Annotated in this window: 9 protein-coding genes; 2 read left to right on the top strand and 7 right to left on the bottom strand. The window is 34.4% G+C overall.

Annotated elements, in window-relative coordinates; translation table 11 throughout:
- Positions 1–27: 27 nt before the first annotated feature.
- Positions 28–1,260 carry a dicarboxylate/amino acid:cation symporter gene (locus R2R71_RS06140; protein WP_316830374.1) on the bottom strand — a complete coding sequence of 411 codons (1,233 nt, stop codon included), beginning with the start codon at positions 1,258–1,260 and terminating at the stop codon, positions 28–30.
- A gap of 82 nt (positions 1,261–1,342) precedes the next feature.
- A complete protein-coding gene (nadA, locus tag R2R71_RS06135; protein WP_316830373.1) occupies positions 1,343–2,341 on the bottom strand; it encodes a quinolinate synthase NadA in 999 nt (332 codons plus the stop codon).
- 448 nt (positions 2,342–2,789) lie between these two features.
- Here nadA and nadB point away from each other — a divergent pair, with 448 nt between their 5' ends.
- Positions 2,790–4,376, top strand: a complete 1,587-nt coding sequence (gene nadB / locus R2R71_RS06130; protein WP_316830372.1) for an L-aspartate oxidase — start codon at positions 2,790–2,792, stop codon at positions 4,374–4,376.
- Between the two features lie 103 nt (positions 4,377–4,479).
- The gene (locus tag R2R71_RS06125; protein ID WP_316830371.1) at positions 4,480–4,995 is read left to right on the top strand and encodes a gamma carbonic anhydrase family protein; all 516 of its coding nucleotides are present in this window, start codon (positions 4,480–4,482) and stop codon (positions 4,993–4,995) included.
- Here the strand turns inward: R2R71_RS06125 and R2R71_RS06120 are convergent, their stop codons facing one another.
- The 5 genes from R2R71_RS06120 to ybeY all read right to left on the bottom strand — a co-directional run bounded on the left by R2R71_RS06120 (position 4,996) and on the right by ybeY (position 12,313).
- Entirely contained in the window at positions 4,996–6,642 is a 1,647-nt protein-coding gene (locus tag R2R71_RS06120; protein WP_316830370.1) for an Ig-like domain-containing protein, read from the bottom strand.
- A gap of 121 nt (positions 6,643–6,763) precedes the next feature.
- The gene (gene mnmG / locus R2R71_RS06115) at positions 6,764–8,626 is read right to left on the bottom strand and encodes a tRNA uridine-5-carboxymethylaminomethyl(34) synthesis enzyme MnmG (RefSeq protein WP_316830369.1); all 1,863 of its coding nucleotides are present in this window, start codon (positions 8,624–8,626) and stop codon (positions 6,764–6,766) included.
- A 145-nt stretch (positions 8,627–8,771) separates the two neighbouring features.
- Positions 8,772–10,634 carry an ABC-F family ATP-binding cassette domain-containing protein gene (locus R2R71_RS06110; RefSeq protein ID WP_316830368.1) on the bottom strand — a complete coding sequence of 621 codons (1,863 nt, stop codon included), beginning with the start codon at positions 10,632–10,634 and terminating at the stop codon, positions 8,772–8,774.
- Between the two features lie 278 nt (positions 10,635–10,912).
- Positions 10,913–11,542, bottom strand: coding sequence for a GIN domain-containing protein (locus R2R71_RS06105; protein WP_316830367.1), 630 nt, complete (start codon positions 11,540–11,542; stop codon positions 10,913–10,915).
- 333 nt (positions 11,543–11,875) lie between these two features.
- The gene (ybeY, locus tag R2R71_RS06100; protein WP_316830366.1) at positions 11,876–12,313 is read right to left on the bottom strand and encodes an rRNA maturation RNase YbeY; all 438 of its coding nucleotides are present in this window, start codon (positions 12,311–12,313) and stop codon (positions 11,876–11,878) included.
- Positions 12,314–12,363: the final 50 nt, after the last annotated feature.

Below are 12,363 nucleotides of genomic sequence, written 5' to 3'. Positions count from 1 at the left end.
TTCGACAAGCTCAGGATGACATTTTTATTAAGATAATTTACTTTCCATCCACTTTTTTCCTTCTGTAAACCTGGCAATCAACATTGCTGCAACATTATCTCCGGTAGCATTAAGTAAAGTTGCCATCGGATCAACCAATGTTCCGATAATCATTGCCGGGGGCAATGCTTCGGGTGGTAACTGATATGCAGAAATCATTAGTAATTCTCCTATATAACCACCATTTGGTATTCCGCCCTCTACAATACTTACTAAAACTGTTATTCCTAATGCTAAAATTATAGTATCAACATGAGCCAAATCTTTTCCAAAAATGGCGAAAACAACAGCTATTTTTATAATCGAACTAATACTCGATCCGTCTTTATGCAATGTAGAACCCAATGGGATGGTAACATTAGTAATATAGGCCGGAACGCCCATTTTTAAAGTTCCTTCTAAGTTGGCAGGTATGGTTGCAATACTGCTACAGGTTCCTATTGATGTTAAAGATGGAACAATGTTATTTTTCCAGAAAATTTTTATAGCCTTAAAACCACCGGCTACAAAAGCATAAAGCGTAAAAAAAACAATAAAATAAAAAGCACCGACACCATAATACAAACCCAAAGCTTTGGCATAAGTGCCAAATAGTTGTGGACCAAAAACACCAACCTGATAGGCAAAATAAGCACCTAAACCTATTGGTCCGAGTTTCATAATCAGGATGATAAGTTTTTTCATTACCTCATTTCCTGAAACGAGGAAGTTTTTAAAACCTTCGCCTTCTTTCTCTGCATATAATGTAGAAAAGCCTACCAACACAGAAAAAATAATTAGTGCCAACATATTTTTCCGGCTACCTATTTCAAAAAATTCGCCCACAGTTAACAGCTGAGTCATTTGTTCGCCGAAAGATTGAATTTTCTCATTTTCAATTGGTAAAGTACTACTACCCAATTGCTGGTGTATAGGAAAAACCCATGTTGCAACCAATGTTAAAATCGCCGAAATTAAAATCGTTGACAAAAAAACCAGAACCATAATGGTTAAGAGTTTTCCTAATTTCTTTGTCCGATCGATGTTAGCAATGGCCGATGAAACAGCAAAAAATACCAGTGGTATTACAGCGGTAAACAACAGGTTTAAAAATATATCACCTAAAGGTTTAATACTTTCTACACTTTTCCCAAAAACTAAACCAACTATGCTTCCAAAAGTAATACCTGCTAAAAGCCATAATAAGCCTGAATAATTTTTAAGGATGTTGTTTATTTTCATCTATTATTTTTTTAGTCACGGAAACAAGGAATGTACGGAAACTAATTTTATTCCGCTTAAACAGTGCTCGCGTGGCAAACTTTTATAATCCTAATTCTGCTGAAATATCCAACATTCTTTGAATCGGTTTACGGGCTTTTTCTATAATATTTTCAGGTACAGTTACTTCCGGAGAACTATTTTTAAGACATAAATATAGTTTTTCAAAAGTATTTCTTTTCATATACGGGCAATCGTTACAAGCACAACTATTATTCGGTGGCGCCGGAATGAATGTTTTATCCGGACAAGCTTTTTCCATTTGATGAATAATTCCGCTTTCTGTAGCTACAATGAATTCAGTTGCAGGATTACTTATTGCGTATTTCAAAAGTCCTGTAGTAGAACCAATGTAATCGGCCATATTTAGAACTACTTCTTCACATTCAGGATGTGCAATAAATTTAGCGTTAGGATGGCGTTCTTTAAGTTTTGTAATTTTCTCCTGCGAAAAAATTTCATGAACCATACAGGCACCATTCCATAAAACCAAATCTCTGCCAGTTTTCTTTGCTACGTATGCACCAAGGTTTCTATCAGGTCCAAAAATAATCTTCTGGTCTTTAGGTAAACTTTCAACAATCTGAACAGCGTTGGTTGAAGTACAAACAATATCGCTTAGCGCCTTTAACTCTGCAGTACAGTTTACATAAGTAATTACCAGGTGATCAGGATATTTTTCTTTAAACTTTTTGAACAAATGTGGCGGACAGCTGTCGGCAAGTGAACATCCGGCTTTTACATCAGGTAATAAAACCTTTTTATTTGGCGATAAAATCTTTGCAGTTTCAGCCATAAAGTGTACACCTGCAAAAACAATTACATCTGCATCTGTTTTGGCAGCTTCTTGTGATAAACCTAAACTATCGCCAATATAATCTGCTATATCCTGAATATCAGGTTCTTGATAGTAATGCGCAAGTATAATTGCATTCTTCTCTTTTTTTAATTTCTCTATTTCAACAAAAAGATCAAGTGTCGGATCGATATCCTCCTCAACAAATCCCTTTTTATTAATTTCTTCTAAGACATCAATGTTCATTATTAATTTTCCTTTTTTGAATTTAGACGTTGGTCAAAGATAAAGCTTTCCACGTCTCAATAATTAATAAGTATTTTAATTTAAATAAATCTTATTTGTTTATTAGTGTGTTAATATTGTTGGCAAGTTTCAAAAAAATATTCTTTAAGATAAGTTGTTAATCGTTTACTAACATTTGGATTACATTTTTATAATATGATAAGATTGATTTTCAGCACTATCGAAAAATGGATTAATTTTTATCAATATTGGAATGTTAATTGTTTGTAACTGTGTGAAAAGTTAATTACTTGTACAAAGGTGCTTAAAAATTGCTTAAAAGATTGTGGCAAATTGTCTTTTTAGAGTAGCTTTAAACATTCAAATTTATTTGTTAGTAGAATTTATACACAGAGTTAACATTTCTCACATAGTTGTTAACACCGTTGATAAAGTAAATGTTTTTTAGATGAGAAAAGTAGATTTTCTGGTAATAGGTTCAGGTATAGCGGGTTTGAGTTTCGCACTTAAAGCTGCTAAATATGGTAAGGTTTTAATAGTAACGAAATCAAATGAAGATGAATCCAATACAAAATACGCTCAGGGTGGCGTTGCCGTTGTTGTTGATAAAGACGATTCTTTTGAAAAGCATATTGAAGATACACTAATTGCCGGCGATGGTTTGTGTGATAAAAAAATAGTGGAAATAGTTGTAAAAGAGGGACCTCAGCGTATTCAGGAAATCATAGATTATGGTATAAACTTCGATAAAGACAATGCAGGTTTTTATGATTTGGCTAAAGAAGGTGGGCACTCTGAGCACCGTGTTCTGCACTATAAAGACATCACAGGGTATGAAATTGAGCGTGTACTTTTAAAGGAAATTCACACTAATCCTAACATTGAGATATTAACACATTACTTTGCACTGGAGTTAATTACCCAGCATCACCTTGGTGAATTTGTTGATAAACGTACTGAAGATATTAACTGTTATGGTATATATGCCTTTAACACAGAGCTTAACGATGTGGAAAAGATTGTGGCAAATGTTACTGTTATGGCTTCAGGTGGTGCCGGGCATGTTTATTCTGCAACTACTAATCCTGTTATTGCAACAGGAGATGGTATGGCTATGGTTTATCGTGCTAAAGGGAAAGTAAGAAACATGGAATTTATTCAGTTCCATCCAACGGCTTTGTACCATCCAGGAGAGTACCCGTCTTTCTTAATTTCTGAGGCTGTGCGTGGTTTCGGCGGTGTTTTAAGACGCAAGAATGGCGAAGAATTTATGCATGAATATGATGAGCGTAAATCTTTAGCACCTCGTGATATTGTTGCTAGGGCTGTTGATAATGAGATGAAAAAATCAGGAGATGATTTCGTTTACCTGGATATTACCATGCGTAAGAAAGCAGATATTCTGAAGCATTTCCCGAATATTTATGCTAAATGTTTATCAATTGGTATTGATATGACAAAGGATTATATTCCTGTTACGCCTGCTTCTCATTATATGTGTGGTGGTATTTTGGTTGATGAATATGGACGTTCTTCAATTAAGAACCTTTATGCATGTGGAGAATGTTCGTCAACTGGGTTACATGGAGCTAACCGATTGGCATCTAATTCATTACTTGAGGCTACAGTTTTTGCACATCGAATTTATCAGGATGCAATAGAAAATTTTAAAAAGAACATCATTCCTGATCATATTCCGGAATGGGATTCGAAAGGTGTTACACAGAGTAATGAGGATATATTAGTGACTCATAATCTTCGCGAATTGCAGAAAGTAATGGGCGATTATGTTGGAATTGTCCGTTCTGATTTTCGCTTGGAAAGGGCGCACAGAAGATTATTTTTAATTCATCAGGAAACAGAAGAATTTTACAAAAAGAATAAGGTATCGGTTAAATTGTGTGAATTAAGAAATGTAATTCAAACTGCTTACCTGGTTATAAAATCGGCAATGCAGCGAAAAGAAAGCAGAGGTTTACATTTCACAACCGATTATCCTGCACATGCGAAAGAATTAATTGATACCGTTTTTTAGTTAATTAATCATTGTGCTGCATTATTTTCAGCATCTATTAATGAAAGAATAAATTAATAATATAAGACTCTGAAATGAATTCGGAGTGAACTAATTTGTAATTATGCCACTAATACGCCCGGTAAAAGATAAACATCCTCAGATAGGAACAGAAAATTTCATTGCAGAAAATGCAACCATTGTAGGTGATGTGATCATTGGAGATAACTGTTCTGTTTGGTTTAATGCTGTAATTAGAGGCGATGTAAACAGTATTACAATTGGGAATGAATCGAATATACAGGATGGTGCTGTAATTCATGCTACGTATTTAAAAGCTGCTACACAGATTGGTAATCGCGTTTCTGTTGGACATAATGCTATTGTACATGGATGTATAGTAGAAGATAATGTTTTAATTGGTATGGGTGCAATTGTTATGGATCACGCCGTTGTTGAGCAGTACTGTATTATTGCTGCTGGTTCTGTAGTTTTGGAGAATACAATTTGCGAAACAGGATACCTTTATGCAGGCACACCAGCAAAAAAAATAAAGCCCATTACTGATGAGCAAAGGGCTTTATTGAATAAATTGCCTGATAATTATATCATGTATTCTGGTTGGTTTACTAATACTTAGTTACTCTTTGGGTGGGGGCGGAATAATTAAGTTATTTTCTATATCCCAGTTTGGTCTTAGAGAAATTTCATCTTTCGAATACCATATTTTTTCTGGTTGTGAACCGGCTTTTACATTCCCGGTATCCCATTCTCCATTTTTATTTTCATCATAAATTACTCGTATAAGGTATTTAGCTACCGGATAATTATTGAAATGGAGTTTTGCATTTGATTTTATAGGATAAGATCTTATAACACTTTTCTTTTCGTTTAATATTTCTACAATGTAATTGATTGTTGTATCCGGAATAGTAACGTTAAGAAGAAACTGGCTGCCATAGTTGTCAACTCCATCAAGCGTAAATCTTTTTGTAAACTCTTTGTTTTTAGTGTCGAACATCCCTGTAAATGCTCCTGCAGTAAATTTTATATCATATTTTCTTTTGTTTTTCCATGGAAAGACGATGTAATATTTAAGAAAGTCTACACTATCTTTTACAAGTTGAAAATTAGTTCTTTTGATAGAATCGTCGAGCATTATTATTTTAGATGCATCCGAATTAATAATTGGTGACGGAAAATTAAGTGTATATCGTTGAAAAGGGCTTAGCTTTCCGTTTCCTGCATTGTCTGTGGGTGTTAAATCTCTGGAATAATTATCTTTTTTTCCCCTTGTTAAGTTAATTGTTTGAAGTAGTTTACCCTGATCATTAACGGCCACTTTAACAGAATCAAAAGACATATTGCTTAACCAGACTTTGGCCGTATCATTGGTTTTGTTAAACATTACTTTTTTTGATGCATCGAGTGCTGAAGGTTCCGTAATAGTTAATTGTGGCTTTTTAAGTTGCTGTGAAAATGCCAATAAAATACTTCCATCTGCATTGATTTTTCTATCTAAAACCCTAAATAAGGGAGCCGTTTCTTTAAAAACTTTCAAATCAATATTTTCGATATTTTTATCTATTAATAGTGGCGCTTTAATATAACCAACTTCATCAGAACTCTGCTGATAAATCTTATCTCCACCACCGGTCGATTCTTTTAAAGCATAGACTTTGTAAGTACCTTTTCTTAAGTTTTTAAGTGTATAATTTCCTGAACTATCTGTTAAGGTATAAATAGATGGACGTTTTTTGCCAAATAAAGAGTCGCGTTCAACTGGTAGGATAAATACTGTAGCTTCCTTTTCAAATTCCCCCGTTAAGGCATTGGTTACTTTTCCACTTAAACGCAGTGAATCTATTTCGTTACCTGTTGAAAATACGTACGATAAATTTTTGATAACATTACTTTCATTAATGTCGGCAATGGCTTTACCAAAATTTAAAGTGTAGGTAGTATTTTTTTCAAGTGTATCAGGAAGCGTAATTTCGAGCGTTCTTTTTTTGACTTTTAAAATGGGTGCCTTTTCCAACTCTGGTGAAATCGAAAATTCTTTACTCTCATTTTGAATTTTAAAATATTCATCAAACTGAATTAATATTTTCTTGGCCGTAAAATTTCGGGTCTGGTCTTTTGGAAGCATACTCAAAACCTTTGGTGGTTTTGTATCTTTTGGCCCACCTTGTGGCGTTTGAATACTTGCACATCCAAAAAAGAGAAGGGAAGTGAGCACTACCACAAAATTTTGAAGATTAAAATACTGAGGTTTTAAATTTGGCATATTTTAAGCGTTCTGACGAATTTTTATAGTTTTTGGATAAGTAACATTAAAAAATGTTTTTTCTTTCTTATATCGCTTTATTTAAAGTCTATTATTTTTAATTTAAGTAGTTGATTATCAATTACTTATTAATATAAACCATTAAAACTGAAATATCTGATGGTGAAACACCCGAAATTCTGGAAGCTTGTCCTAAAGTACGCGGTTTAATCTTAAATAACTTTTCGCGTGCTTCTTTCGATATTGAAACAATTTTGTTGTAATCAAAATCAGGCTGAATTTCTTTGTCTTCCATTTTTAGCATTTTGGCTACAATTTCATTTTCCTTTTCGAAATAACTTTCATACTTAATTTTAATTTCAGCCTGTTCTATAGTTTCATTATCCAAGTCTAGTGTCGCTGCTGCTAATGGTTTACTTACTTTAATAATATCTTGCAAACCTACATGTGGGCGTCCGACTAAGCTATGGATTTTTACATTCTGATTTAGTGGGCTTGAACCTAAGCTTTCTAGCATTGGATTTGCATCGACCATCTCGATACCTTGTGCTCTTGTAAATTTAACCAAAGCATCAGCTGCTGCTACTTTTTTATTTACCTTTTCTAAGCGCTCATCAGAAATTAGACCCAGTTCATGTCCGATAGGTGATAAGCGAATATCAGCATTATCTTGTCTTAAAAGTAATCGGTGTTCAGCTCTTGAAGTAAACATGCGATAAGGCTCTTCTGTTCCTTTAGTCACTAAATCATCAATTAAAACACCTATATAACTATCCGATCTTTTCATGATCAGCTCATGTTTATCATTTATTTTCTGATGTGCATTTATACCAGCCATGAACCCCTGGCATGCCGCTTCTTCATAACCAGTTGTGCCATTAATTTGTCCGGCTAAAAATAAATTGCTGATCAGTTTAGTTTCCAACGTCAATGATAATTGTGTAGGAGGGAAGAAGTCGTATTCAATTGCATAACCTGGTCTGAACATTTTTGCATTTTCAAAACCTGGAATTAACCTTAATGCTTTAAACTGTACATCTTCAGGAAGAGAAGTTGAAAAACCATTTACATAGATTTCGCAGGTGTTCCATCCTTCAGGTTCTACAAAAATCTGATGTCTATCCCTTTCAGCAAATCGATTAATTTTATCCTCAATAGAAGGACAATACCTTGGGCCTAATCCTTTAATTCGGCCTGTAAACATTGGTGATTTTTCGAAACCTTCTTTTAAAGTTTCGTGAACATCACCATTCGTATAAGTAATCCAGCAACAACGTTGATCAGTTGAAATTTCAGTATCAGTAAATGAAAACTTACCGGGATTTTCATCACCCCACTGTTCTTCCATTTTACTATAATCTAAACTTCTTCCATCAACACGGGGTGGGGTACCAGTTTTCATGCGTCCTGCTTCCATACCCAATTCAACCAGTTGTTCTGTAATACCTGTTGATGCCCTTTCAGCTGTTCTACCTCCTCCAAATTTCTTTTCGCCAATATGCATCACACCATTTAAAAACGTACCGTTTGTGAGTACGACAGCTTTACTTTCTATTTCTATTCCTAAAGAGGTTTTTACACCATAAACAGAGTTATCTTTAACCAGTAAGCTTAAAACACTATCTTGCCAAATATCCAGATTTGGAGTGCGCTCCAAAGCTAGACGCCACTCTTCGGCAAAGCGCATTCTGTCAATCTGTGCTCTTGGACTCCACATTGCTGGCCCTTTTGATTTATTGAGCATTCTGAATTGAATAGTTGATTTATCAGATATTATACCCGAATAACCACCCATAGCATCTACTTCGCGAACAATTTGACCTTTAGCAACGCCACCCATAGCAGGATTACAACTCATCTGGGCAATGGTACCCATGTTCATGGTAATGAGTAAAACAGCGGATCCTAAGTTAGCAGCAGCAGCAGCAGCTTCACACCCAGCATGACCAGCACCAACAACAATCAAGTCGTATTTTGAAAACATTTTAGTATTATATTCTTATTGTTCCACGTGGAACATTGTTTAAAAATTAGTAAGTACAATATTATAGATGAATTTAAATATTGTATTTTATTAATGTTCCACGTGAAACATAACGCGATAACATTAATGAAATTGTTAGTTAAAGCTATTCCGAAAGCTCTAGCCAACGTAAGGTAAAATCATCCAGTTTTATTTTTAAATTATCAATCTCGTTAGAGATTTTCTGAATTTTTAAATAATCTGACGAATCTATTTTTAATAATGATGATGTTAGTTCTGCTATTTTATTTTCTGTTTCAGCCATTCCTCTCTCACTTTCATCAAGTTCTTTTTGTTCCTTAAAACTTAATTTTTTTGCTGTTTTAAGTGCGGTTTGTTCAGCAGGAGCAGGCGTATTTTTCTTTACTTCTGCTTTAACTTTCGGTTGCTCTAAACTTAAGCGGTACTCGGAATAATTGCCATTGTAAATTTTAACTACACCTTCACCTTCCATAATGAAAAGCTGATCACTCATTTTGTCGAGTAGGTAACGATCGTGTGAAACCAACATTAAAATGCCTGGGAAGTTTTCTAGAAATTCTTCCAATACATTTAAGGTGTCAATATCCAAATCATTAGTCGGCTCATCCAATATCAAAAAGTTAGGGTTCTGCATTAAAACCTTCATCAGGTTTAAACGCTTCTTTTCTCCTCCACTTAATTTCTCTACCATGCCATGCTGTTTCTTTGGTGGGAAAAGGAAAAGGGTGAGTAGGGCAGAAGCAGTAATAACAGAACCATCAGCCATCTTAATATATTCAGCATCCGATTTTACAATGTCAATCACACGTTCTTTTGGATCGAATGTTAAGCCGCCTTGCTTATAGTATCCAAAGACTGTAGTTTCCCCAGTATCTACTTTACCACTTTCTGGTTTTAAATTGCTGGTGATAATATTTAGTAGCGTTGATTTACCAGTTCCATTTTTTCCGGCTAAACCAATTCTATCTCCCTTTTTAAAGGTATAGCTAAAATCGTTTATAATCGGGCGACCATCAAAGCTTTGTTTAATGTGTTCCAGTTCAATAATTTTGCCTCCCTGACGAGACATCTTCATTTTTAATGTAACACTTTGATTGTCAGTCTTTTTCTTGGTTTTTTCTTCTAAATCATAAAAAGCATCAATCCTGGCCTGTGATTTCGTTGCACGGGCCTGTGGCATGCGCCTCATCCACTCTAATTCTTTCTTTAATAGTTGTTGGTTCTTGTGTAAAACCGTTGCATCTAGCGCTTCCCTTTCAGCTTTCTTTTCCAGGAAATAGGCATAGTTTCCATTATAGTTGAAAATTTTTCCGCCATCTAATTCTACTATTGTATTGCAAACATTATCTAAAAAGTATCTGTCATGCGTTACCAAAAGGATAGTTTTTTGTCCGGTTGTGAGTAATTTTTCCAACCACTCAATGGTGTCAATATCCAAATGGTTGGTTGGTTCATCTAAAACTAAAATTTCAGGATCTTCTATCAATAACTTTGCTAATGCCAAACGTTTCTTTTGTCCGCCAGATAAGGTTGCAATTTTTTGCTGCAGGTGAGTAATTCCCATTCTGTTTAAAATGGTTTTTATCTCATGCTCATATTCCCATGCATTATGCTCGCTTAGTTCTTCGTAAAGTCTGTTGAGTATTTTTTCGTCTGGATTCGGATTTTCGATGAGTTCCTCATATTCCTTTATAAGCTGTTGCTGTTTGTTCTCCAAAGAAAAAATGTGATCGCTAATTGAAAAGCCTTCTGTAAATTGTGGTTCTTGATCTAAGAAACCAAGTTTTACCGATTTATTTTTTACAATCTTACCCTCCAATGGAGCAAATCTTTCTGCTAATAATTTTAAAAGTGTACTCTTACCAGCGCCATTAATTCCAACCAACGCTACCCGTTGACCAGAGTTAATACCCAGGGTTAAATTTTTAAATAACCATTCATCATGATAACCATGACCTAAGCCTTCTGCCGCAATTAATGTGCTCAATTTTTTTGTATTTCGGATTTATAAAGGAAAATTGCTACAAAAGTAAGTATAAAATATTTGGTAGCAGAAATAGATGTTTCAAAGCCATTATGTATCAGGTAAAAATGGCAAAATATTGATGTTAAGGGCAGCTGGTTACTCCTAGAACAGATACCTGTCTTTTGATATTCTGTTATTTAAAGTTCTTACAATATCATTAAAAACAAAGACAGCGGCTGGACTCGCTCCGCCGCTGCTTCTATCATTAACTAAAACTAAACTTTATCTTTATTGGATGATTAGAAAATAGCTTCCAAAACATCTGTTTTTATATCTTCATTTTTGCCGGCATAGCTTACCATAGGTGCAGCACTAACATTAGTATCAGTTGCAGTAAAATCATTCATGGTAACTTTGGCCACATTGCCTAAAATTGCGTTATAATTTTCTGTAGAACCACTTAATGTCAGGTTAGATTGTCCATTTATACTTGTATTTAAATTCAATGTGTTTGCTTTAATATCTGCAGTTGCATTATCATTTAAAACCACATTTAAGTTTAATAAGTTAAAGTTTCCCGAGGTTTTTACACTAGAATTATTTGATGCTTCAATTGCCGATAAATTATTTACGTGAGCTATAATTGTAAGCGGTTTAGCAGCAAAAGAACTAACCCTCAGTTCGCCATCTTGTTGCTGTACCAAAGCATTTTTTGAGAAATAGTTGTCGTAAACCTCAACACTTTCTTTAGCATCCTGAACCAAAATCAGTTTTACATTACCACTGATTTTAATTTTGCTTATGTTTTTAACCGAAGTTAAATTGGTGTAGTTACTATTATTTTCAGTTGCATTTGCAGCAACACTTGCAGTACCTAAAATTATTGTTGTTAATGCTGCTGCGAATAATGTTTTAATAGCGTTTTTCATCACTTTTTTATCTTAATTTTTTAAAATCTTTTATCGTTTTTTCGAATATAAGACTGCAAGAGATAGAAAAGGTTGCACGCAGATTTGCGTTAATATACCATCAGATACTAATTATCGACGAACGCCCGTAACTATTAGACGAACAGGAATAAAAAAAATGATTTGAAAATCAGGTTTCTGTTAAAATAGGAACAATTAGTCCCGCTTTCCTTACTGCCGGAGAAAAACCGGCATTCATTCAATCGGGTTTATTTAACAGTAGTAAAGTGATTTATCGGAATGGCAGTTTACTTTGCAGGTAGCTAATAATTTAAAAAAGTAGAATAGTTATACTTAAACTAAACCTACTTCACTTCTATAGCCCAGGTATTCGTCTTCTTTTTGAGTCATTAAGGTTTTCGCAGCTTTACCCTTGTCCTTATAACCAAGTAAGTGTAAAGTACCGTGAATCATAATGCGGCATACCTCATCAAAATCGTTTGTTTTGTAGGTTTTTGCATTTTCTTTTACACGTTCAATGCTGATGAAAATATCGCTAACAATCTGCTTTTCTATGTCTGAGTTATCGAAAGTAATGATATCGGTGTAAGTATCGTGATTTAAATATTGCTGATTGATGGCAAGCAGATACTCATCGCTGCAGAAGATAAAATTGAGTTCTCCTAAAGTGAAGCCTTCTTTTTCGATACTTGCCTTAATCCATTTTTTTACCTTAAGCTTTTGAGGTAAGTTGTAAGTAACAGATTCGGTAAAAAAAGAAATTGCAGCCATATTGTATTGAAATGTTTAGCACCACAAACTTAATAAATATAATTTAGCAG

The sequence above is a fragment of the Pedobacter aquatilis genome (assembly GCF_032678405.1).
Lineage (GTDB): Bacteria > Bacteroidota > Bacteroidia > Sphingobacteriales > Sphingobacteriaceae > Pedobacter > Pedobacter aquatilis_A.
This window is presented reverse-complemented; position numbering and strand designations above follow the sequence as displayed.